16 protein-coding genes, 1 tRNA gene and 1 pseudogene are annotated in these 23,794 nt (G+C 48.5%); 12 read left to right on the top strand and 6 right to left on the bottom strand.

Annotation, left to right across the window (positions count from 1 at the left end):
* The 5 genes from Q0502_RS18240 to Q0502_RS18220 form a co-directional block, all read left to right on the top strand.
* Positions 1–1,435: Mfa1 family fimbria major subunit (locus Q0502_RS18240; protein WP_298653885.1), on the top strand; the 1,435-nt coding region annotated here is incomplete at its 5' end.
* Between the two features lie 88 nt (positions 1,436–1,523).
* Entirely contained in the window at positions 1,524–2,585 is a 1,062-nt protein-coding gene (locus Q0502_RS18235) for a FimB/Mfa2 family fimbrial subunit (protein WP_298653883.1), read from the top strand.
* Complete coding sequence (locus Q0502_RS18230) at positions 2,569–4,494, top strand: Mfa1 family fimbria major subunit (protein WP_298653881.1); 1,926 nt, start codon at positions 2,569–2,571, stop codon at positions 4,492–4,494. Before Q0502_RS18235 ends, Q0502_RS18230 begins: the two co-directional genes overlap by 17 nt.
* A 5-nt stretch (positions 4,495–4,499) precedes the next feature.
* Complete coding sequence (locus tag Q0502_RS18225) at positions 4,500–6,848, top strand: hypothetical protein (RefSeq protein ID WP_298653879.1); 2,349 nt, start codon at positions 4,500–4,502, stop codon at positions 6,846–6,848.
* 34 nt (positions 6,849–6,882) lie between these two features.
* Entirely contained in the window at positions 6,883–9,447 is a 2,565-nt protein-coding gene (locus Q0502_RS18220) for a hypothetical protein (RefSeq protein WP_298653877.1), read from the top strand.
* 61 nt (positions 9,448–9,508) lie between these two features.
* Here Q0502_RS18220 and Q0502_RS18215 read toward each other — a convergent pair whose 3' ends face one another.
* The gene (locus Q0502_RS18215) at positions 9,509–10,489 is read right to left on the bottom strand and encodes a hypothetical protein (RefSeq protein WP_298653875.1); all 981 of its coding nucleotides are present in this window, start codon (positions 10,487–10,489) and stop codon (positions 9,509–9,511) included.
* Between the two features lie 63 nt (positions 10,490–10,552).
* Entirely contained in the window at positions 10,553–11,053 is a 501-nt protein-coding gene (locus tag Q0502_RS18210) for a flavodoxin (RefSeq protein WP_298653873.1), read from the bottom strand.
* A gap of 212 nt (positions 11,054–11,265) precedes the next feature.
* On the opposite strand from Q0502_RS18210, the gene Q0502_RS18205 reads away from it, so the two are divergent.
* From Q0502_RS18205 to Q0502_RS18195, 3 genes are all read left to right on the top strand, one after another.
* Positions 11,266–11,337: transfer RNA gene (locus Q0502_RS18205), tRNA-Arg, on the top strand.
* A gap of 284 nt (positions 11,338–11,621) precedes the next feature.
* Positions 11,622–12,185 (top strand): DUF4256 domain-containing protein, encoded by a 564-nt coding sequence (locus Q0502_RS18200; RefSeq protein WP_298653871.1) that lies wholly within the window; start codon positions 11,622–11,624, stop codon positions 12,183–12,185.
* A 54-nt stretch (positions 12,186–12,239) separates the two neighbouring features.
* On the top strand, positions 12,240–13,034 hold the full coding sequence (locus Q0502_RS18195; protein WP_298653869.1) for a DUF1080 domain-containing protein: 795 nt from the start codon (positions 12,240–12,242) through the stop codon (positions 13,032–13,034).
* 134 nt (positions 13,035–13,168) lie between these two features.
* Here the strand turns inward: Q0502_RS18195 and pckA are convergent, their stop codons facing one another.
* Positions 13,169–14,761: a phosphoenolpyruvate carboxykinase (ATP) gene (pckA, locus tag Q0502_RS18190; protein ID WP_298653867.1), complete on the bottom strand. Its 1,593-nt coding sequence runs from the start codon at positions 14,759–14,761 to the stop codon at positions 13,169–13,171.
* Positions 14,762–15,109: 348 nt separating this feature from the next.
* On the opposite strand from pckA, the gene upp reads away from it, so the two are divergent.
* Positions 15,110–15,769 carry a uracil phosphoribosyltransferase gene (gene upp / locus Q0502_RS18185; protein ID WP_298653865.1) on the top strand — a complete coding sequence of 220 codons (660 nt, stop codon included), beginning with the start codon at positions 15,110–15,112 and terminating at the stop codon, positions 15,767–15,769.
* Positions 15,770–15,827: 58 nt separating this feature from the next.
* Here the strand turns inward: upp and Q0502_RS18180 are convergent.
* Positions 15,828–16,804: pseudogene (locus tag Q0502_RS18180) on the bottom strand (glycosyltransferase).
* 226 nt (positions 16,805–17,030) lie between these two features.
* On the opposite strand from Q0502_RS18180, the gene Q0502_RS18175 reads away from it, so the two are divergent.
* Positions 17,031–18,149, top strand: coding sequence for a thioredoxin family protein (locus tag Q0502_RS18175; RefSeq protein WP_298653864.1), 1,119 nt, complete (start codon positions 17,031–17,033; stop codon positions 18,147–18,149).
* A 22-nt stretch (positions 18,150–18,171) separates the two neighbouring features.
* Entirely contained in the window at positions 18,172–19,710 is a 1,539-nt protein-coding gene (locus tag Q0502_RS18170; protein ID WP_298653862.1) for a YifB family Mg chelatase-like AAA ATPase, read from the top strand.
* A gap of 52 nt (positions 19,711–19,762) precedes the next feature.
* On the opposite strand, the gene Q0502_RS18165 is transcribed toward Q0502_RS18170, so the two are convergent.
* Both Q0502_RS18165 and Q0502_RS18160 read right to left on the bottom strand, forming a co-directional pair.
* On the bottom strand, positions 19,763–20,494 hold the full coding sequence (locus tag Q0502_RS18165) for a M15 family metallopeptidase (RefSeq protein ID WP_298653860.1): 732 nt from the start codon (positions 20,492–20,494) through the stop codon (positions 19,763–19,765).
* A gap of 64 nt (positions 20,495–20,558) precedes the next feature.
* Positions 20,559–22,484 (bottom strand): DNA polymerase III subunit gamma/tau, encoded by a 1,926-nt coding sequence (locus Q0502_RS18160; RefSeq protein ID WP_298653858.1) that lies wholly within the window; start codon positions 22,482–22,484, stop codon positions 20,559–20,561.
* Positions 22,485–22,781: 297 nt separating this feature from the next.
* Between Q0502_RS18160 and Q0502_RS18155 the strand changes: the two genes are divergently transcribed.
* On the top strand, positions 22,782–23,756 hold the full coding sequence (locus Q0502_RS18155; protein ID WP_298653856.1) for a DUF5106 domain-containing protein: 975 nt from the start codon (positions 22,782–22,784) through the stop codon (positions 23,754–23,756).
* The last annotated feature ends 38 nt before the right edge of the window (positions 23,757–23,794 follow it).

Raw genomic sequence — 23,794 nt, 5'->3', positions numbered from 1 at the left:
CATGCAGGTGCGGATCTCCGTGGCCAACGGCGACCTGACCAGGGCAGCTAATGACGAAATCGGTGATGGTAACGAGACGGGTATTCCCGATGAGTACCTGGTAAATAAGGCTACCTTGTATTTCTTTGAATCCAACCTACTTGCGATGGCTCCGATGGAATTTACGGGTTTCCAGAAGGAGGCCGCTGTAACGGATAATAAAGTGGTATGGGTAAGCCAGAATCGTAAAATGGAAGAAGGAACTTACGAGGTCGTGATTATCGTAAATGGAGCAGCAGCCGTTCCTCCGGCTATAGGTACGACGACTCTTGCCGACTTTTTAAAAGATGTAAAATCCGGAGCAACTACTTGGTTGGCAAGTGCTTCCAGTGGATTGTTAATGGCAAGCAGGGATGCTTCAAATGCCTATGTTAGCGGCGTTACCGTTACGACAGCAAATACCCCCGCTAATCCGGCTCTAGTAGCGGCCGAAGTAGAACGTACGGTGGCGAAAATCATGCTGGCTGACGGGCAAACGACCCCGAACAACTACAGCTACAGTGTTGCCGGTCAGTTTGTAAGGAACACCTCTACTGCCGCGACGGTTTCCATTGCCCTGTCTGACTACCGTATGCTGAACCTTCGTAACGAATTCTTTACTTTCCGGCACGCGACGACCGGCTTTACTCCGGTGAATCCCGGCGAGACTGTCGACCCCGTTACCTACACATTCGGAAATTTAGCAGGTACGACCAGCTATATCATGGACCCGAGAACATACCAGAAGAACACTTCCATGCCGGTAGCGGTAGGCGGAGTCACCTATACCGACTGGTACGTGAATAATGGTTTCTCAGCAGTGGGCGATGCAGCCGAGCACATTTTGGGTTACTGCCAGGAAAATACGATGGAAAAAGCTGCCCAGAAAAAGGGCTACGGCACTGCCATCGTCTTTAAAGGTAAGATCACCGTAGATGGCGTTACGATCGCTTCGGGCGACAATCTCTATTACGATAGGACCAATAAAGTATTTTATGGCAGTTATACCGACTTGAAAGCCGGAGTCTCCGGGCTTGATGCTACTGTAAATTATACGCAGCTTGCCGCGAACAATATTGACACTTATAAAGACGGGTATTGTACCTACGTGTACTATATCAAGCATGCCGATAACAGTGCAGCCAATGACATGGGTATCATGGAGTATGCAATGGTGCGCAATAACGTTTACAAGGTAGCCGTTACGGGTATTGATGCCCCGGGTAAAGGACTGGTTCCGAATCCTTTGGATCCTTCGAATCCTTTGGATCCGGCAAATCCCACCAATCCCACAGATAAAGATCCGTCCGTTGATCCGGCTGAAGATATCGAAACCGAGGATATCTCGATTGCCCTAAAGGTTAAATTAACCATTAAACCCTGGATTATCCGCAATAACAATGTTATTTTAAAATAATCCTTTGTCAAGAAACTTTTTAAAATCATAACACGGGAGGAGCAGGTAAATATGCTCTCTTCCGTGTTAAGAACAAACTATTAATGAGATGTTTCAGAAGTCAAATCCCGTTCTAAAGATTGTTCTTGCCTGCTTCCTGTCGGCCGGCCTGGCAGCTTGCTCATGGCTGAATGATGATTTGGATGATTGCTCCACCGGATGCCAGATTCAGTTCCGCGTGGCAATGGATATAGAATATAACGGACTCTTCAATTCCCAGGCTTTCTACACAGAAGTGCAGGATGTGAATCTTTGGGTATTCGACGGGAATGGCGTTTACTTGGGAACCTATACCGAGCAGGGGGAGAACCTGAAAAAAAATGATTTCACCATGGATCTTCCGCTGGAACCGGGACGCTATAAGATGGTCGTCTGGACCGGCCTGCAGGACGGTTTTTACGAAATACCCGCGCTCACGCCGGGTGTATCGAAAGTGGAGGACCTTACCTTGCGCTTGAAACGTGACGCGAACAGCCGGCAGAACGAACAACTCACCCCCCTGTGGCACGGAGAAATCGGGGATGTCGAAGTAAAAGATACCCAGTACACGCTGATCAATGTCGGGTTGGTAAAAGATACCAAAACGCTGATAGCCGTTATGCAGGATGTGTGGGGAAATGACCTTAATAGTGAAGATTACGATTTTGAAATTATCGCGGCAAACGGATACATGGATTATCAGAACCGGCTGCTGGACGATGACGACATCCATTACGACGCTTATTACAAGCAAACCGCGGAAGTCGATACCGATAACGAATTCAACACCCTGGGGCGTGCCGGCGGAGACGACACGAAAAAGTTCAGGGTGGCACGGGCGGAGCTGAATACCCTGAGGCTCATGACCGATAAAAATACACGGTTTGTGGTCACCGAAAAGGCTACGGGACGTAGATTGATGAATATAAACCTGACGCAATACCTTTTACTCACCCGAACACTGTACGAGGGAAAATATGGCGTGAAAATATCCGACCAGGCTTACCTTGATTACGAGGATACCTACTCGGTTATATTTTTCCTTACCCCTTCGGGAGGAGGAAATAGTTATATATGCACGTCAGTGAGTATCAACGGATGGATTATCAGATTAAATGATGCGGAGTTGTAATAGGACATATCGGTGGTGGAGATTTCTCTTCCTGTTTTTGCTTGCCGCAGGCGGATGTACGTCTGAAAATGACTGGGAACAGCCGGAAAGCGAAGAGGAGGAGATAAACATACAACTGAACATTGCTTTTCAACTAAATAACCCGGCAAGGGATGCCGGTACGAGGGGCACGACGCGGGCCGATGAGGAGACGACCCCCGGTGTTCCCATTCCCGAAAGCGAACTGAAATCTCTTTCGCTCTTTCTCGTGGACCTTGACGATATGGGAAAACCCCTGCCCGCTACCGTCAGATCGTTTCGTTTTACCTCCGACCTGCCGCATCACGAAACGGACGGAATCCCACGCGGTCTCTATACGGCTTACCTGAAAACGAAACCGGGAAAGAAACGCGTTTACATGGCGGCCAATTTAAGCCCGCTGCAGGAGGGAAATTTTGTCGGACAATACAAGATAGCTGCCGAAAAGGCCGTGCTGATGGGCGGCGGCGTGAGCGACTTCATCTCTTCGGAAAACGGTTTTGCCATGTTCTGCACCGATAGCAAGACCTTTGAGGTCAAGAAGGTCGTTCCCGAATACCCCGATGATGGTTCTGCATCCTACGATTTCACCCTGGAACGGCTGATGGCAAAAGTGCTTTTAACGGCCGACACCTACGACGGCACTTACGTTAAAATCGGCAAGGAGGCCGTCGGCGAAAACGGCTGGCTGAGATTAGCCGACGTGACCTATCGCCTGAATACCGTCAACACGAAAATATACCCTTTCCCCGTGACCAACGGCGAGGGTAAAAGAATAGACCCGAACCCGGAGGTGGACAGTGACAAGACCGATCTTATTCCGGGTACCGAGACGAAAACCGTGCTGCAGTATAATGTGGATAAGATGCCCAAACCGGCTTCCGACCCCTTATCGGGCACTGTATATACCGACGGTATCTATTGCCTGGAAAATATAATACGCGATGCCGGCAGCCACACGGACGCGGAGAGAATGGAATATACCACCCACCTCCAGGTTACGGCGCGCTACATTCCCCGCCATCTCTTTGTCGCAGAGGGAGGAAAAATAGTGAGGCGGACGTATACCGATGCCGCCGCCGCAGAGGTCGATATCACGGCCCAGAGCATTACCGGCAGTATCTACACCACGACTGCAAACCCGGGGTATTATTACACGGGTGGGGCAAAGGAACTTGCCGTCAGCGAAGGGATACCTGTCGATACTTTCACCGAATACACGGGTTGCCGGCATGAGTACACCACTTATATAGACGGGACTCCCAATGCCGTAACGGGAAGAATAGATTTCAACAATGAAACGACCAGCATTTTCCGTAACCGCTATTATATCCTGCGCGTTACGGAGTTCGACATTGTGAACGGGCCACTCTTAAAAATAACAACCACCGTGTTGCCGTGGAACAAGGAAGAGGCCGCTTTCTGGTATTCGGAGGTCTCTGCGAGCGTGAAATCCGCTTTCGCCCTGAATGACTATACGGAAGATGCTAACCCCGACGGTATTCCCATTTCCTTCAATATGATGAACACGACGGGCGGGGGTACCGATACCTATAATGCCACCTTTATCCTGACTCTGACCGGAAGCCCGGGAGTGTCATGGTCGGCATCCCTGAGCAATCCCGCCTATTTCGGCGTTTACGTGAACGCCGAGAAGAATCTGGTGGCCCATGGCACGCTTCCGGCAGCGGGAACTCCCGGTGTAACCGACAACGGCAACGGAACCGTGACAAAAGACTTCAGGATAGCCGTCTATGCCAAGCAGGCGTACGATGGGGTGACAAAAAAAACCTATCTCTCCATCACAGCCGATGGAATGAGGCAATTGATCAATAGCGACAGTCCGCCCATGCCCGGCGAACAGGAAACCATATTGATTATACAACGCTAAGAAAAATGAAACAGAAATCACCTCTCGCGTATTTGCTTTCCCTGCTGTTACTCCCCGCGGGATTTTTCTCCTGCACGGACGAAATATCCCCGGCGGCATCCGACGACCAGATTGTATTCCAATGGAACATTCCCGGCAGCAAAACGCGTGCGGCTGTCGATGGGGAAGACGCATACGGTGAGAACAAACTGGATCGTATCGATCTGTTTATATTCAAGTCCACAGATGGGAGTCTTGAGGCCTACCGGACGTACAGCGGACTGGATGCTACGGGGACGTACACCACCGTTTTCGATAAGGCCAAAACCGCCTTTCCGGCAAGCGAGCTTTTTAATGTCTATGCTATCGCCAACTACCCGGGGGATGTAAGCGATTTGAGCGCGATAACGAATCGCTCCGAACTGATGGCCCTGGCCGTCACGGACGCGGATATCTACAGGCGTGCCGCCACCCGCCGCTTCCTGATGGACGGCAGCCTGAAAGACATTGCCCTGAACGACGGCCAGCCGGCGGGTACTATCCTCGCTATCAACCTTCAGCGTGCGGCAGCCAAGATCAAGGTAAACCTCCGCTGCACGGGTGACTTCCCCGCGGACAATCACTTGACCCTGACCGGTTATTCCTCTTACCGCCTGGTAAACTACGTTACCCATACTCCCGTCCTGGATGAGGCCGAACCCTTCCCTTACCCTCCCCTGAACATGATGAGTACCCATATTCCGATCACCACCGTCGCGGAGAATCCTTTTCAGCCGGGATTGGATAAGGGAGCCGCTTTCGTGGTCTACTCCTTTGCCAATGACTGGTCCCCTCCCAGGGATATCAACAACAACACCTATTTTATTGTCAACCTAAGGTATACCCCCGAAGGAGGAACGGAAGATAAAAACAGCTACTATAAAATAGTGGTAAATTACAACCAGTTTCCCGATCCTGCCGGGGAGGAGAACCGCCTGAAGCGGAACTCCTTTTACGAGGTGACGGCCACCATCGATAAGAAAGGTTCGGAAACGGAGGAGATACCCACTCCTGTGGCCTGTACCTACGAGATTGCAGCATGGAAAAACGAAGAAATCGAGATAGAAAGTGCGGAAGAGAGTTCGTCGAGCGCGCGTTACCTGATGGTGAGCGAGAATACCGTTTCCCTGGCCAACCTGGAAACCACCAACCAGATCAAGTATTATGCTTCGGCTCCCATCACCATAGGGGCGGTAACCATCACCTACGTGAACAACAGGGGGGTGGAAACCACTATAACCACTACTACAACTCCTTTTGGAGAGCGGGTGTTGGTGAATAACCTGACTTACGCTGCAACTCCCCCCGCTACCCGGGGGTATATACGCCCCGTCCGGATCGCGGTGGCCGATGTTACCTCCGAAGAAAACGGCTATCTGGAAGTTGTGAGCCGTTTGTTAAATCTCGGCAGCAACAACTCGTTGCTGGTAAAACAGATCCGCTTTACGGTAAGTCTGAATGACGGAAAAACCCCGGCCTTGAGCGAGGATATTACCATCACTCAGTACCCGGAGGTATATGCCACCCAGACCCAGGGTTGGTTTTCGTCCAAAAAGCCGATGTCGGCAAGCACGAGCGGTAGTCCGGGGACTGGAGTATGGGGAGCTTTTAGACAATGTCTGGTGGACAGTGAAAGACCGGGTATCGGTACGGTAACTCACCTTACGCGGGGTTATAATGGTCTTTATCAGAATCAATCTCCTTTTAACCCACGGATAGTTAGAAATTATACATCCAGTAACGGTGAATCTGCTATCTGGACTTATGGTAGTTATTCTACTGGAAATCAGACTTGGGGTTTTGGTTCTTTAAGTTCCTCAACTCATATTAACGCGCATATCTATCACGTCCATGTATCCACCATACCGGCGGGTAAGACGTTAGGATATCCGGTTATAACAGGTACTTTTGCCGACGACAATACAACGGCAAATGCCAATACCATCTCACCTGCATTTATGGTCGCCTCGCAACTGGGAGTCACAAGTGCTGGTGTTGGCCGGTCTATCGGGTATGATCATTGTAAGAATTACGTGGAAGTTACCTACCGCTCCCCGAAGTTTACCGGAAGTATAACCGAAGGAGCTTATAGCGGCGCACTATCCGATTGGGTCGTGTATAGCGACTGGAGACTCCCTACAGCCGCTGAAATCGGCATTATAGCAGATTACCAAAATAATGACGGAGCAGTAGCAATAGTTTTAGCAGGGCAGAGGTATTATGCACTGACCGGAAATTCTACTGAAACAGTGAATGCACTCTCATCCGGGACTAACGGTAATTACATTCGCTGCGTACGTGACGTGAAACCCGGCGATCCGAATTTTAAGAATTAAAGAGGAAGAGTATCGGTTAAATGAATTTGGTGTAATGAAAAAATATAAGATATATGTGTTCTGCCTCTGTTTGGGGTTCTCTCTGTTTGTTTCATGCAAGAGCGATTGGCCGGACGAGGTACCGGCCGCCCCGGACGGGACGGTGAAAATGAAGTTCCAGGCTACCCTGCTTGAGGAACGGGAAATGACGACCCGCGCCGTCGATCCGGACGGGAAAGCGATCCGGACGTTCTGGCTCTTTTGCTTTGACGAGAACAACCTTTTCCTGGGACGTTCCAAGGCCGTGGGGGCAGAGATCGACGGTGAAACAACCACGAGCGGCAGTTTTACCGCCGACATTCCGGCATCTACCCGCGTCATCCACTATTTAGTCAATGTGAACCTCGATGCTTTTGAAGACCGCAACTATCTGGGTACCAGCGAAAGTTATGTGATCTCTCCCTTGGTTTCCACCTCCGGAAGGTTAACCTACTGGAGCCGGGGAGCATATACTCCGGGAGATAGCCCGCATGTGCTGCTTTACCGCGGCCAGGCACTGGTAACGGCCAAGTCGGATATCTCCGGTTTTACATTCGACGGGATAGCGGTCTGCAACCGGTGGCTCTCCGGAACGGTGGCTCCTTTTAATGCGGACGAAACGACCGAGGCAGGGCGGTTCAACTGGACCCTTGATGACCCGTTCGTCTCCTATCACGGGGCAATGCAAAAAGCGATTGATCCTGCGGACGTGAAATCCGGTCAAATGGAAGAGTTTATTTTCGAGCATAAAAACACCTTCGAAGATCCGCTTTTTGTGATCGTAAAAGGGACATCCGCGAGCGGGGGAGGTACTTACTACTACAAGGTGCAGCTGGTGAACGCGGAGAAAAGATTCTATACGGTGTATCGCAATTACCGTTACACGATCAAGGTGACGGGCGATCCCGGGAAAGGCTATTCCTCCTTCTCGGCGGCTTTAAACTCACCTCCCTACAACAATCCCCTCTTCAGCATAGATGCCGACCTGCCCTCTATCTCTTCCGGAGAATCCACCTTGCAATTGAACCTGGGTACCACCTTTATCATTCATGAGGAGAACGTAATCCATAGTGGCACTTATTCCTACAAGATACCTTATAATTACAGAACCTACGAGTCCGGGTCGGGATGGGTTTACAAAAGCGCTACCGACGTGGATATTACCCAGAACGACGGTTTTATCCAAGGTGTGACATGGGATCAGAATTTTGTCACCGTCACCTTCAAGGGGGCGCCCGCCGAAAATATGCACATCGGGAAAATAGCCGTGTGGGGCGGTTCGCTAAGCCGGACGGTCACGATATATTACACGAAGAAATTCACCTTTAGCCCGGTATTTATGACGGACAGGATGGCGAACGCACTCTCCACGGATGCTGTGGCAACCCTTACTTTTACTGTGCCCGAGAGCTACCCGTCGGCCCTTTTCCCGATAGACTGCAAAATAGCGGCGCCCGCTTTGAATCCCATGGAGACACTGCCTGTGGAGCAGGATGAGAGCAGCGGATACCATTACGTGAAACGGGTAGAGAAGCCGGGAGTTTATTCCGTGGCGTTCAAGAATATATCTACCCCGGGAGCGGGTCAGACGAGGGAGATTAAATTATCGGCCAATAACTATAACGATGCGACGGCGACGTTCACCTACGTGGCTACTCTGAACACGCTCTCTGCGGCCCCCTCCTCGCTCGCGTTTGCCCCTAAAAAAGGGGCGACCGGGACGTTCACCGTCACTTCGCGAAACAATGAAAGTTTGTCTCTCTACTCCCGTTACGCCCGGGTGACTTCGCCGGCTTCCACGGTGACAACAGTCGACGCCGCCACCGGCCTGAAGCGGTACGACTTTACGGCAACGGGAACCTCTACAAGCGTGACCGTTATCACGGAAAAGCCCCTTTCCGCCGAAGTGATGAACATAACGGGAGCTACTTCGCGTTCCGCGACCCTGGCCGTTGCCAATAGCCCGGCCTCCTATGAATTCGGGTTGAAAATCAATGGAAGCAGCAGCACCGCGGCGGTCAACTACTCGCCGGGTACTCCCGTGGAATTGACTTTCAACCTGCCTGCCGATGCCTGGATGACAGCCGACAACGAATATTACCTCTATTGCCGGAACCTGAAGGCGACAGGTGCCGTTTCCGAGAGATTGATCCCCACTGCTTCGGGCTTCACTTACAGGCCTGCCGCTTCCGGGAATCAAACCCTGACTTTTGTCACGACAGCGGTGGCAAGCGCGGAAACCATCACCTTGTTGGCGAATGCCGGAGATGTCATCTTCCAAAGTGCTTCCGTGGATTATACCAATCCGCCGGTAATGGGAACGGTCACTTACGCCGGCACCGGCGTACCGCAAGGCGGCTTTGTATCGATAGAGCGCACGGACGGCCTCCGTATCGGCAGCCTCGAAATAACAGCGGCCGGCCAATACAGCCTGACCTTCTATCCCGATTACATCCTGACGACCAAAGACGAGGTGATCTTTACTTACACCTCGACAGGTGACGGCAGCGTCTATCAGACGAAAACAACCATCGGGGGCATACTGTCCGGCAGCACAAACCTGACTCTCGTGAAGATCTGATAAATCGGAGGGCATGACCCATTTCCGGTTTTAGTGGTTTTACCTGTTTCTTAGAGGGAACTCAGACCTGGAATTCAATCAAGTGAATTTTTGGATATTCGCCCTTGATGTCATTGTCTAAATATTCGGAAAGTTGTAGTACATCGTCGAAATAGCCTGTTCTCTCACCTCTGTGATCCGGACGGCAAGGTTTTGAAGGAAGTTCTGCGGGATGCAACTTCGAGTAACGGGCAGACTTGGATGCCAGGAATTTTCTCACATTTTCAATATACTCCCACGGAATGTCCGCGTGGAACTTTTTCCATAAACTGTTTTGGTCCGCGTTGTCGCTTTCCATGGGAGTGTATTTCAGAGGACTTTCCCCGGAGCTTTTATTCTCTTCTTCCACAACAGGGAGTTTCAGGGTATGCATCAGATTGATAATGTCACTCGTCAGCAACTGGGACTTGAATTCGAGTACTTCCAGATCCCGTATCTTGGTTTTCTCATCTATATTTTGTTGTTTCAGATGCTCTAAAGAGACATCCACTTCAATATTGAAATTCCTGAACTTCAATTCCAGTTCATGCAGGATATCATAATAAGCAGGTGTATTGTCGAAACGGTCGAAACGAAGATCTTCCGGGAGAAGTTTTAACTTTAGCAAGTGCTCTTCCGACGGATAATATTTGTCGAATCCTTCTTCCTGGAGTTTCCAGTGTGTTGCACAAATACATACTTTATTCCGGTACATGTGCCTTATCAGGTCGGACAGAATTTTAGCCTGAAAGGTGCGCTTGATCTGCTGTTGTTTCGATTCCCTGCGAATGGCCTGCCAGGTAAGTACTGTCCCCAAGGCGGCAAAGGCAGCCAGAAGAAGATTGGCGACCTCGTCCACATCTGTTTGACCCAAACGGGTGGGATTTGTGTTTACCGAAGTCTTCTCCGATGCCTGGGCAATTTTGTTTAATGTGAAATCCTGATCAGATTCAATACTATAAGAATCTACCGACAAAACCATTACGAGGGCTGCCAGTAAAACAAAGCGTTTTGTTTTTACCATTTTGATTATTTGCTTTTACTTAATTGCATGAATTGTTGTTAACAACTTCGGTACAACCCCCTACTATACGAACTCTTTCTTCAGTGCCTCCACCCAATTGGCCAGGCGTTCTTCGGTCATGTCGTACTCGTTATCCTCGTCGATGGGAAGGCCTACCCATACACCGTCGATCACGGCGTTAGAGTCGTCATAGGTGTATCCTTCATCGGGAACGCGGCCTACGATTTCGGTTTTGTCGCTTATCTCGTCGTAGATAACTTTCATTGATTCGGCAAAACTGGTCGAATAGGAGGCGCTGTCGCCCAAAGCGAAGATAGCTACCTTTTTCCCCGAGAGGTCTATTCTGGCAAAAGTGGAAAGAAATCCGTCCCAGTCATCCTGCAGATCGCCTATACCTGTCGTGGAAGTTCCGAGTATGAAATAGGGATAATCCCTTATTTCATCGGTGGAGACACTCTCTACATTGTATAAATCGGCATTTCCGTCAAACAGGTCCTGTACCTGTCTTGCTATGGATTCCGCATTGCCGCCCGATGATCCGTACAGGATGGCTATTTTGTTCATAATTTTGTGATAATCTTTTTGGATTTATTGATTAACAACTCAAAAAGAAAATTGTTTGTCTGCGTAAGAGGCAAATATCTTTTCACATGACTATTTTATTTTTACATTATGGTGTGTGGAACTCGCTTTAATTATGGATTTGTGTGATAATGATTATCATGCCCGTTTCTTTTGCAGATAACCGGAAAAATGCTATTTTTGCAGTTCCATCCGGCGCGGTAGTTCAATGGATAGAATAGAAGTTTCCTAAACTTTAGATTCGGGTTCGATTCCCGGCCGTGCTACTAAGAAAAACGTAAAGACCCATCAAATCTCCCGATAATCGTCGATTATCGGGTTTTTTATTTCAGGGCACAGTAAGCAGGCTGTTTCAAGCACACTTTTTTGTGGTTTACAATGCCCTTATTCTTCGGTAAAGGATAGCGGTACCGGTGTTGTCGTACCCTGAACCTGTATGGCAAGGCTACAAAACATAATTATTAGCTGGATTGTTTAGGTGTAAGAGAGGAATTCTCTCAGGTACAGACGTCCAATGGACTGAATAAAACCGAACCTTATGGAAAATAAAATGCAAAATAAAAGAGAACTATCGAAAGAGCGGGTAAATATATTGCTTCCCACTCTGCAAAACCGGTTTGAGAAGAATATGAACCGGCACGAAGGGCTTGAATGGGATAAGATCCAGAGCAGGCTGGAAAAACATCCGGAAAAATTATGGTCACTCAATGAGATGGAAGAGACCGGAGGTGAACCCGATGTAATAGGATACGATAAGGAAACCGGTAAATATATCTTTTGCGATTGTTCACCCGAAAGCCCAAAAGGTCGCAGAAGTGTATGTTATGACTCCGAAGCGCTGGAATCGAGGAAGGAGCATAAGCCAAGGGACAGTGCTATGGGAATGGCATCCGGGATGGGAATAGCGCTTCTGACGGAAGAACAGTACCGTGCATTGCAGCGGTTGGGTGAGTTCGACACCAAAACGTCGAGTTGGATTGCGGCGCCTCCGGATATCCGAAAGATGGGCGGTGCGCTGTTCGGCGACCGGCGATACGGACAAGTCTTCATTTATCATAACGGGGCAGAATCCTATTATGCGGCCAGAGGATTTCGCGGTATTCTTGAGGTGTAGGGTGAAAAAATGATTATCTTTGCCTCTTATTATTAATTTAAACCCCTCACAATCATGAAGTATAGCAGATTTTTTATCCTGTTTAGTGTTATTTCGATCACATTTTTTGCCTCCTGTGACCTGAAAAAGAACGGAGAAGGTGAATGGGTACAGCTTTTTAACGGTAAAGATCTGACCGGATGGACACCGAAAATTACCGGATATGAAACGGGGGATAATTTCGGGAACACCTTCCGGGTGGAGGATGGGATAATTAAGGTACGCTATGACCAGTATGATTCATTCGATAACCGGTTCGGACACCTGTTTTACGAAGATCAGTTCTCCCACTACAAACTCCGGGTTGAGTACCGCATTGTGGGTGATCAGTGTCCGGGTGCACCCGGCTGGGCTTATAAAAACAGTGGTATTATGGTCCACGGGCAGACGCCCGAATCGATGGAGAAAGATCAGGATTTTCCCACTTCCGTTGAGGTGCAGTTGCTTGGCAGCGACTCTCTGGTGGAGCGTACGAACATGAACGTCTGCACTCCGGGAACGAATATTGTGATGAACAATGAATTGATACAGGATCATTGTATCAATTCCTCTTCGGATTATTTTTTTGGCGAAGGCTGGTTTACCGCCGAGGTGGAGGTGAGGGGCAACGAGGTGATCAGGCATATCATCAACGGAGATACCGTGCTTCAGTATAGCCAGCCGCAGCTGGACGAGCGGGATGCTACTTACGCCAAACTGATTGAACTGAACAACGGCGATAAAATGTTAATCGGGGGCACTATTTCCCTGCAGAGCGAAGGGCATCCGATCGATTTCCGGAAAGTGGAGATTATGATACTGAAGGAGTAAATATAGACCCGAACCCCGTGAGTGAATTGTTTCGATACACGAGAACAGGAGCCATTGGGGGACAAACCGAAACCAAGAAAAAAACCCGCCTCACATCTGCGAAGCGGGTTTTTTAACGGATAATATATGAACTGTTAGTCTAATTGCGGTCCCGAGGGGATCAATGCTATGGCCGCATCGTTGTCGCAATATTGCTTGAAGTTTTCAATATACATGCCGGCAAGCTTTTTGGCTTTGGCTTCCCATTCGCTCTTATCGGCATACGTGTTGCGCGGGTCGAGGATATCGGAAACGCCTTCCAGTTTTGCAGGAGCCGTCAGGTTCATGATCGGGATATGCACTTTTTCCGCATTCTCGATCGAACCGTCGATGATAGCATCGATGATGGCGCGCGTATCTTTCAGAGAAATACGTTTTCCCGTTCCGTTCCACCCGGTATTTACCAGATATGCTTTGGCGTTGTGCTGATTCATTTTCTCAACCAACCGTTGTGCGTACATAGTGGGGTGCAGCGTGAGAAACGCTTCTCCGAAAGCGGGAGAGAACGAGGGCTGCGGTTCGGTGATACCACGCTCGGTACCTGCCAGTTTGGAAGTAAATCCGCAGAGGAAGTGGTACTGTGCCTGGTTGTCGTCGAGGATAGATACCGGAGGCAATACGCCGAAGGCGTCGGCCGACAGATAAATAATCTTGCTGGCGTGGCCGGCGCGTGACGGAAGAACGATTTTGCTGATGTGGTAAATAGGATACGAAACACGGGTGTTTTCGGTGGTAGAACCGTCGGCATAATCGATATTTCCTTCATCGTCCACGGTCACGTTTTCAAGAAGTGCGTCACGACGGATAGCTCTCCAGATATCCGGCTCGTTTTCTTCGCTCAGGTTGATCACTTTCGCGTAGCAACCGCCTTCATAGTTAAATACTCCGTGTTCGTCCCATCCGTGCTCGTCGTCACCGATCAGATAACGTTTCGGGTCGGCTGAAAGAGTGGTCTTTCCTGTTCCGGAGAGGCCGAAGAAAACAGCTACGTCGCCCTCTTCACCCACATTGGCGGAGCAGTGCATGGAGGCAATTCCCTTTAATGGCAAATAGTAGTTCATCAGGGCGAACATTCCCTTTTTCATTTCGCCGCCATACCATGTTCCACCGATCACCTGCATTCTCTGGGTAAGGTCGAACAGGGTGAAGTTCTCCGAATTCAGTCCTTGCTCCTGCCATTTATCGTTGGTTACTTTGGACCCGTTAAGGCATACGAAATCGGGTTCTCCGTAATTGGCCAGTTCATAGTGCGAGGGACGGATGAACATATTGGTTACGAAGTGGGCCTGCCAGGCAACTTCCATCACGAAACGCACTTTCATACGCGTGTCGGCGTTTGTACCGCAGAATGTATCCACTACATACAGTTTGTTTGCTTTGGAAAGTTGATCGGCTACCAGGCCTTTGCAATGATTGAATGCTTCTGCGCTGCAAGGACGGTTGATAGTGCCGTCCCACCAAAGGGTATCTCTTGTGATGTCATCTTCCACGATGAATTTGTCTTTGGTAGAACGGTCGGTGAATTTGCCGGTGTAAACGGCTGTAGCGCCGCTCTTTGTTAATTTAGCCTTTTCGAAACCTTGATTCGCCGGATTCATTTCATCCTGGAAAAGCGTCTCGTAGGAAGGATTATGAACGATCTCAAAATCGCCCGTAATGCCATACTTGCTTAAATCTAAATTTGCCATTTTGATAAAATTAGGGTTTAATATTATGAACGTATAAAACTTGCATGTGGATCAACCTAAAAACAGGCATACAAAAATAAACAAATTCCTTCAAACAGGAAAATAATTAAAGAAATTTTTCTTTAATTGGTTGTTTTTTTACCTGTGCGCCTTTTCAACGCTTTCGTTAAGCAACAAAAACTCAAAGCGACTGAACTGATTGAACAAAAAAGAGAATGAAAAGTTTAGGAATGAGCGGAAAATCATTACCTTTGTTTTCCGGAAATAATTACTTCGTACAGTAAAGAACGGGAGAGATTCATTGTACTCCGTGATAAGCTGAGAGCGATAAAATTGATTGAACAGAAAATGGAAGTAAACAACTTTTCGGACACTAATTCCTTACTTAACTCTTTTATCCGTGAAATAAGGGATGTCTCCATCCAGAACGACAGGCTCCGATTCCGCAGGAACATAGAACGCATCGGGGAGATCATGGCCTACGAGATGAGTAAAGGATTTCATTACAAGAAGATTGAAGTGAGCACGCCGCTTGATGTTGCTGAGGTAAGTGTTCCTGAGGAGGAAATCGTAATCGCCACCATTCTCAGGGCGGGACTTCCGTTTCATCATGGTATGCTGAATTATTTCGACGGAGCGGAAAACGCTTTTGTGTCGGCATACAGGAAATATAAAGAGACCGGGCACCAGTCGTTCGACATACATATCGAATACATTGCGTCGCCTTCCATAGAAGGGAAAACCTTGATCCTGGCCGATCCGATGCTGGCGACAGGGAGCAGCATGGAGTTGACTTACAGGGCGCTGCTCACAAGGGGAACGCCTGCGCATATTCATATAGCAACCATTATTGCCAGCAGGCAGGCAATAGACTATTGCAGGGAAAATTTTCCCGGAGACAAAACTACTATCTGGGCTGCCGTTATTGATCCCGGATTAAACGAATCGTCTTATATCGTGCCCGGTATCGGGGATGCCGGAGATCTCGCTTACGGGCAGAAGGTCTGATTAGGGTATTTTTCAGAGATTCCGGACCTGAAAGGTATGATTCCCGGCAGGAAGAGATTTAATCGTAGAATTTTTTTTCGAATGCCTTGAATTCGCCTTTTCCCATGATCAGCCGTTTCCATACGGCCGACAGAAACCCCGTGCCGTATCCCGTCAGTTGGATCCAGGCCGCTGCGATACTCCCGCCGATCTGTTTTTTGCCAGGGAGCCGATAAAAACCAGCAGTGAGTAGGATACGGGAATAAGCAGGAATGCCGGGTGAAAGAGAGAGAGTATGAGGATGATTGTCATCCCGGCAACAAAAAATGCAGGCAGCAGATGCACTGTTTTCAGGGATCCGGGATGGACAAGGTGCAGGTTGATGCGCGCAATGCCGGAGTTGTAAACTTGCTTGAAGAATTGTCGGAAAGTGCTCCTTCGCTTGTGATAAACGTAGGCTTCGGGAATAAGGGCTGTCCGGAAGCCGTTCTCCAATAGCCGCAGGCTAAAATCGATATCTTCCCCGAACCGCATATCCCCATAGCCGCCTATTGTGTCAAACGCCTTTTTGGAAACACCCAGGTTAAAACTCCGTGGATTGAATTTTTCCATCGATCTTTGCCCGCCGCGGATCCCGCCGGTGGTGAAGAAAGATGTCATGGAGTAGTTAATCGCTTTCTGTATTGTGGTAAAGGTAGGCAGCGCCGCATCCGGCCCTCCATAGGCGTCTGCAGGGCGCTCACGAAGGAACCGGGAAACGGTTTCGATATATTGAGGGGGAATGATGCAATCCGAATCGAAAAAAATAAGATAATCGTACTTTGCGCGTACTGCTCCGGCATTCCTGGTAAGACCCGGGCCTGAATTGTTTTTTTCAAAATAGGTGAGATCAAGCCTGTCGCGGTATTTTTCCACTACGTCCTTGCTTTTCCGGGTAGATCCATCCTCCACGATCACCACCTCAAACCGCTTATCGGTTTGTTCACAGAGGCTGGCGAGAAGTTCATCCACTTCGTCGGGGCGGTTATAAAGAGGTATGATAATTGAAAAAAACATAAGGTCACCTGTTTAGGCAGTACAAAGCTACTTATTTTATTTCATTTTCCCATTACGGATACTCATTCTCTGTCAAAAAAGAAAAACAGTTAAATAAATGTGAAAATCATTGAATATTTAAAAAAATAGAATATCTTTGCCTTTCCGAATAAATATGTATTTTTGATACGTACCGGTAAAAATACAAAATATCAAAAATAATGATCCGGAAAAGAGTTGTCTGTATATGGTAAGATTCTGTAAATTAGTTATTTATTTTCTTTTTTTATATTCCGTCGTATCTTGTAAGAGTGAAGAGGGAATTTTGATCAGGGGGGAGATCTCGCATCTCGAGAGTCCCTATATCCTGATCACCTATGTTTCTGCCGATACGCTTGCCATCGATACGGTTAATGTGGATGTAAAAGGGAAATTCAATTACAGAAGCCATATCGATACACTCACCACCTTTTCGCTCTACCTGAATAATTACGAGAGCGCTGCCGTGATTTTTGCCGATAAGGGCCAAACTTTGAAAGTGAAGGGAGACGCGTTGTTGCCCGATCTCATTGAGGTGAATGGAAACGAGATCAATAACGATCTCACTTTGTTCAAAACGGAAAACCGCGAATTGCTTACACAACGGGGGCAGTTGTTGTTTAACCTGAATATGGAAGCCCAGTCGGACACTATCGGCAGCAAGTCTATGACCCGGCATGATGAGATTGCTAAATTACAACTGCTCAATCATGAGTTGATATCGCAAGCGGAAGAATTTATAAGGATGAATCCGGCCAAATTCTCCAGCCTTATCCTGATCAATAATTTTTTTATGAACAGCGATAATCCCCAGGCGCTGGAACGGGTACTGGGATATCTGCAGGGAGATGTGACCGAAACTCAGTTTGCAGCCCGGTTGAGATTCTATTCTGAAAAGATCAACCGTTCGGCGGAAGGCGCCCGGATACCTTATTTTATGCTGAAGAATAAAGAAGAGAAAGACATTTATTCTCATGAGTTCAACGGAAAATACCTGTTGCTTTCTTTTGTTTCTACTGCGGGGATCGAATCGCGTGAGACGATAGATCTGCTGAAAGAGGCTTATAAAGAGATCGATAAGGATAGTGTGGAGTTCATGACTATTTATATCGATTCCGATATTTATCCGGTGGAATATGTAGAGAATGATTCCATTCCGTGGACGGTGGTCCCTGAGAAGAGAAGCTGGGGATCGGATATTGTAGACGCGTACAATGTGCAATATATACCCTTTAATATTCTGATCGCTCCCGACGGTAATATCAAAGTACGCAATATTCCCGCGCAGGGAGTAGCAAAGGCAATCAGAAATTCTTCCGAAGATTAAGTGCAAGAAAAGACTTGGTAACATGCTGGTCAAATTGTTTGGAGCGGCTGTACAAGGTATCGATGCAACGCTCATTACTATTGAAGTTAACTGTTCGAGAGGGATACGGTTTATGCTGGTAGGCCTGCCCGATACCTCCGTGAAAGAAAGCCATGAACGCATCGTCTCGGCCGTCGAAGTAAGCGGGATGAAATTTCCACGTCAACAGATCGTTATCAATATGTCTCCTGCCGATATCCGTAAGGAAGGCTCGGCGTATGACCTGCCCCTCGCAGTCGGTATTCTCGCCGCTTCCAAGTCAGTTGCTTCCGGTAGGCTGGGCGATTACCTGATGATGGGTGAATTGTCGCTTGACGGGACGATTCTTCCGTTAAAAGGAGCGCTGCCCATCGCGTTAATGGCAAAGGAAAACAGTTTCAAGGGATTTATTTTGCCTGTGGCAAATGCGAAGGAAGCTGCAGTGGTGGAGGGGTTGGAGGTCTATGGAGTGAACAATATCCGAGAGGTGGTGGACTTCTTTAACGGTGAGCGGATGTTGCAGCCGACCAGGGTGGATCTGCAACGGGAGTTTCTGGAAGGGCGCTCCTCTTTCGAATTTGATTTCTCCGACGTGAAAGGGCAGGAGAATGTGAAACGGGCGTTAGAAGTGGCTGCAGCAGGAGGCCATAATGTGATCATGGTCGGCCCGCCCGGGTCCGGGAAATCGATGATGGCGAAACGGATACCTTCTATCCTGCCTCCTTTTTCGTTGGAGGAGGCGCTGGAGACTACAAAGATACACAGCGTGGCGGGAAAAACGGATCTGGGGAGATCGCTTATGACGAACCGCCCGTTCCGGTCGCCGCACCATACCATCAGCGATATAGCGATGGTAGGGGGAGGCTCATACCCCCAGCCCGGTGAGATAAGCCTGGCGCACAACGGGGTGTTATTCCTCGACGAACTGCCGGAATTCAGCAGAAACGTACTCGAAGTGATGCGGCAACCGCTGGAAGATCGCAAGATCACGATCTCCCGCGCCAGATTTACGGTGGACTATCCGGCCGGATTTATGCTGGTAGCGGCCATGAATCCCTGCCCCTGTGGCTACCATAATCACCCCGGAAAAGAGTGTGTATGTCCTCCGGGAGCAGTACAGAAATACCTGAACAGGATTTCCGGACCGCTCCTCGACCGGATCGATATACAGATAGAGATCGTGCCGGTTCCGTTCGCGAAGATATCCGACGCTACACCGGCAGAACGGAGTGTGGATATCTGCAAAAGGGTTGTAAAAGCGCGGGAGATACAGTTGCACCGGTTCAGAAACAGGGAAGGTGTCTTTTGTAACGCACAGATGAACGGGAGGATGTTGCGCGAATATGCTTCCCCCGGCCCGAGCGGATTGAAATTGTTACAGACAGCCATGGAAAGACTTAACCTTTCCGCCCGCGCCTACGACCGGATACTGAAAGTCTCCCGTACCATTGCCGACCTCGACAGAAGCGAACAGGTGCAGCCGGTCCATCTGGCGGAGGCAATCAACTATCGGAATCTCGACAGGGAGAAGTGGGCATTCTAAGGTGATTAGGTAGGAAAGTGGGAAAGAATAAAACATATACCTTCCCACTTTATCACCTCTTTTCAAAATGATGGTCGTCATAAAATTTTGTGAAAGAGTGCCCCCACCGGAATCCGAATTTCCTGAACTCCTCTACTACCGGATGGCCCGGATACAGGGTACCGTTTATGGTGGTATCTAATACCGCTCCTTGGGGCTGATTGGGACGATTTTCGGTTTTCCAGCGTATAGGATTGAACCGTGGGTTGATATCAATAGCCATACCCGTCGCGTGTTTGGAGTAGGTGATGTCCCGGTAGCAGAAGCTATAGCTGTTGTTATCGTCCATCGACAGGCTGTCGTTCCAGCCATATCTCACCACAGGGACCACTTTCTCGACCACGAATCCGCTCTCCCGCATAAACCGGAAAATCTCCCTGATATCTTCCGCTATTTTCCTGTTGGAAAGGATTTGCCCCTGATGGATCTTTCCGTCGACAGAGAGGTAGAATACCTCAAAAAGCTCCAGCTGATCGATGATGCTTTGGGACGCTTTGGTGCCGGCAATCGACTCTTCAAAACTATAACCGGCATCGATAATGGTATCCTTTTCTACTGTTACCGGTTCAACTTCCTCTGCAGGATTGGAAAATGTGCCGTATGCTATCGTGTCGGCGCTTCCCTGCCGTTTCCTGACCACCTTTCCCGGATCCCCGCCCTTTTCGGACGATTGTTTTTCTTTTTTGTATTCCGTGCATGAACAAAAAAAGCAAAGGACCAAAAGAAGGGAGAGAAGGATTTTCATCGACAGGGATCTTTTATGGCGTTTCCGGATATAGTGTTTCGGCGGGTCGAACGGATATGGAACCTCAGGACAGTTCCAGCCCGAACTCATCGGAAAGCTTTTGGAGCGAAGGGTTTTGTTCCACCATCTCATCGAATATCTCGCGGGAGGTCAATGGTTTCTTGATGGCATTCACCTCCGCGATCCGGATGGTCATGGTGATGTCGCCGTTCCCCAGTTTTTCCCTCAGGAAAGAGAGGATGCCGAGGCTGTGGTCGGTAAGGTATTGTTTGTTGAGCTCTGTGTTTACTTCCACTTCGAACAGTGTGGCGCTTAACATTTTGGGATGATAGAGCGTCATTGTGTTCTTGAGGAGTTTCTCTTCATTCAGGTTTTTGGCGTACTTTTCCCAGGCATCCACCAACTCTTTCTCGGTAAAGAGGTTGGTACCGTTATGCTGTTGCGTGGCCGGCCCGGTGGAAGTGGTCTCTTCCGTTTCCCGGTTGGAGATGGAGGAGAGGGATACTCCCATGCCGGAGAGGGATACCGTTCTCTTTTTCAGTGATGCAATTGCGTCTGCGGATTTGCGTATGTCATTTGACCCCGGTTTTTGCACATTATTTTCAGCCGGTTTTTGTAGGTCACTTTCAGGAGTTTTGCTTACATCGCTCTGCCGGTATCTGATTTCGTCTTCTTGCAGCGTGCTTTCGCTCCGGTTTTCCTCTTTCACCCCGGCTCTTTGCGGATTATATTCCTTTTCCGCAAGTTTCTCTGTTTTTAGAATATCCTCTTTTTCAGAAACTTTCTCTCTTTCAGGAATTCTCTCTTGTCTGACATTCGTTTGTGGCGGTTTTTCCCCGGTCGCTATCGGTTCCATAGATCTTTTTTTTTCCGTTTTCACTGCGGATGCGCTTTCCGATTTCGGTAGCTGGCACAATCGTATCAGTGTCAGTTCTAATAAAAGCCGCTTGTTCTTGCTGAGCCGGTAATTCAGATCACATTCGTTCGATATTTCAATAGCCTGGTAGAGGAACTCGTTACTGCATCTTTTGGCCATAGCGATATATCGGTCACGGATGGAAGCCCCCACCTGGAAAAGCTGTGCGGTCGCTGCATCCTTGCATACCAGCAGGTCCCGGAAATGGTTGGAGATGCCGCTGATAATATATTGCCCTTCAAAACCCCTGTTGAGAATATCATTCAATATCAGCAGTGTTTCCACCACATTGCCGGCGAGGATAGCGTCGGACAATCTGAAATAATATTCATAATCGAGTACATTCAGATTCTCAATGACAGCCTTGTAAGTGATGTCTCCCCCGGTATAACTCACCGTCTGGTCGAAAATGGAAAGTGCGTCGCGCATCCCTCCGTCCGCTTTCTGGGCGATAATATTCAACGCTTCCGGTTCCGTTCTTACCCCTTCCTGTTTTGCTACATATTGGAGATGCTCTACTATATCGGCAATGCTGATGCGGTTGAAATCATATACCTGGCAACGCGACAGGATGGTGGGGATGATCTTCTGCTTCTCCGTGGTCGCCAGGATGAAAATGGCGTGCGGGGGGGGCTCTTCCAGCGTTTTCAAGAAAGAGTTGAAAGCTGACTGTGAAAGCATATGCACCTCGTCGATGATATATACTTTATACTTCCCTATCTGCGGCGGGATACGTACCTGGTCGATGAGGCTGCGGATATCGTCCACACCGTTATTGGAAGCGGCATCCAGTTCATGGATATTATAAGAACGCTGCTCGTTGAATGACACACACGATTCACATTTGTTACACGCCTCATGGTCGCCGGCAGGATTGAGACAGTTGATGGTTTTCGCGAAGATGCGGGCACAGGTGGTTTTCCCCACACCGCGCGGGCCGCTGAACAGATAGGCGTGTGCAAGCTTATTGCCGGCAATCGCATTTTTCAATGTTGTGGTAAGAGCCTCTTGCCCCACCACTGACCGGAACGTAGAAGGCCTGTATTTTCTTGCGGAAACAACAAATGCATCCATAACTGTATCGGACAATTGTAAAATACAAATGTACGAAAAATATTGCTCTTTTCCACCTCTCTTTTCTTTATGATGAACTTATCTGCTAACTTTGACCTATGGATGGAACGGTTATTTTTATCCGTATATATGGTTTTCGTACGAAAATCATGTAATTTTGAACCGGTAATTATAAACGTTTTCGTTAAGCTAAATGAATAGAGGCCGAAGTTGTTCGGGCTACATCATAGCGATTTCGATCAATTCAAATAGTGTAACCATAATTGAAAACGCCTAATATAATTGAACGGATAGAAGATGAAACATATTTTTTCAATCATCGCTTTAGTTGGGCTCATACTGATAATCGGCCTCTCCTGCCTGTCGCGTAAAAAGGCCCAATCGGAACCCTTGGCAGAAAAGGACACGCCGGCGCAGACTGTTGTTCCCGATACGTTTGTGTTGCCTCAGGTGCCCGGGACGATAAGAGACTCCGAAGAGAGAGCCAGGTATCTTGTGATGCATTACTGGGACCGGTTCGACTTTGCCGACAGAAACCTCATCCGGCGGCCGGAAATTACGGAACAGGCTTTTGTGGATTATATCAATATCCTGGGTTATGTGCCGGAGGAAAATATCAATGCCTCGCTTGCGTATACGTTGGATAAAGCGGAAACCGACACCATGATGTATCTTCATTTTATTGAACTGTTCGAAAAATACCTCTACGAGCCCAATTCTCCTTTTCGCAATGAGGAATATTACCTTCCTGTGTTGCAGAAGGCCGTGAATTCACCCCTGTTGGAGGAAGAAAGCAGGTCACGGTACGGATTTCAATTGGATATGGCAATGCGGAACCGTATTGGAGAGAGAACCAATGACTTTAGCTATACGATTTCTTCGGGACAATCATTCAGGTTGTATGACCTGAAGAGCGAATATACCCTGCTGATGTTTACCGATCCCGGTTGTTCCACCTGCGCTGCCGTGACGGAACGCCTTGGCCAGTCGAAAGCATTGAACGATGCATTGGGACTGAACAGGCCGGCACGTACCATGCTCACCGTCCTCGCCCTTTATCCCGATAATAATCTGGAGGAGTGGAACGCTCATCTTGCCGGAATCCCTGCCGGATGGGTGTATGCGTATGATAAAAGCGGAGAGATCACCGGGAAGAGATTGTACGACATCAAGGCGTTTCCTACTCTCTATCTTCTGGACAGGGATAAAAAAGTGATCCTGAAAGACACTTCCGTGGAGACGATAGAATCCTTCTTCTCTATAAATCATTAATAACAAGCGATTTGAGTATTGAGAAATATTAAATTTAA

The sequence above is a fragment of the uncultured Proteiniphilum sp. genome (assembly GCF_937873925.1).
Lineage (GTDB): Bacteria > Bacteroidota > Bacteroidia > Bacteroidales > Dysgonomonadaceae > Proteiniphilum.
This window is presented reverse-complemented; position numbering and strand designations above follow the sequence as displayed.

What these genes read in the sequence shown, in the direction of transcription:
- Q0502_RS18165 (WP_298653860.1), bottom strand. Translation starts at nt 20,494, where the DNA reads ATGAAAATCCTTCTCTCCCTTCTTTTGGTCCTTTGCTTTTTTTGTTCA.
- Q0502_RS18225 (WP_298653879.1), top strand. Translation starts at nt 4,500, where the DNA reads ATGAAACAGAAATCACCTCTCGCGTATTTGCTTTCCCTGCTGTTACTC.
- Q0502_RS18155 (WP_298653856.1), top strand. Translation starts at nt 22,782, where the DNA reads ATGAAACATATTTTTTCAATCATCGCTTTAGTTGGGCTCATACTGATA.
- Q0502_RS18220 (WP_298653877.1), top strand. Translation starts at nt 6,883, where the DNA reads ATGAAAAAATATAAGATATATGTGTTCTGCCTCTGTTTGGGGTTCTCT.
- Q0502_RS18195 (WP_298653869.1), top strand. Translation starts at nt 12,240, where the DNA reads ATGAAGTATAGCAGATTTTTTATCCTGTTTAGTGTTATTTCGATCACA.
- Q0502_RS18200 (WP_298653871.1), top strand. Translation starts at nt 11,622, where the DNA reads ATGCAAAATAAAAGAGAACTATCGAAAGAGCGGGTAAATATATTGCTT.
- Q0502_RS18230 (WP_298653881.1), top strand. Translation starts at nt 2,569, where the DNA reads ATGATGCGGAGTTGTAATAGGACATATCGGTGGTGGAGATTTCTCTTC.
- Q0502_RS18215 (WP_298653875.1), bottom strand. Translation starts at nt 10,489, where the DNA reads ATGGTAAAAACAAAACGCTTTGTTTTACTGGCAGCCCTCGTAATGGTT.
- Q0502_RS18235 (WP_298653883.1), top strand. Translation starts at nt 1,524, where the DNA reads ATGTTTCAGAAGTCAAATCCCGTTCTAAAGATTGTTCTTGCCTGCTTC.
- pckA (WP_298653867.1), bottom strand. Translation starts at nt 14,761, where the DNA reads ATGGCAAATTTAGATTTAAGCAAGTATGGCATTACGGGCGATTTTGAG.
- Q0502_RS18175 (WP_298653864.1), top strand. Translation starts at nt 17,031, where the DNA reads ATGGTAAGATTCTGTAAATTAGTTATTTATTTTCTTTTTTTATATTCC.
- Q0502_RS18160 (WP_298653858.1), bottom strand. Translation starts at nt 22,484, where the DNA reads ATGGATGCATTTGTTGTTTCCGCAAGAAAATACAGGCCTTCTACGTTC.
- upp (WP_298653865.1), top strand. Translation starts at nt 15,110, where the DNA reads ATGGAAGTAAACAACTTTTCGGACACTAATTCCTTACTTAACTCTTTT.
- Q0502_RS18170 (WP_298653862.1), top strand. Translation starts at nt 18,172, where the DNA reads ATGCTGGTCAAATTGTTTGGAGCGGCTGTACAAGGTATCGATGCAACG.
- Q0502_RS18210 (WP_298653873.1), bottom strand. Translation starts at nt 11,053, where the DNA reads ATGAACAAAATAGCCATCCTGTACGGATCATCGGGCGGCAATGCGGAA.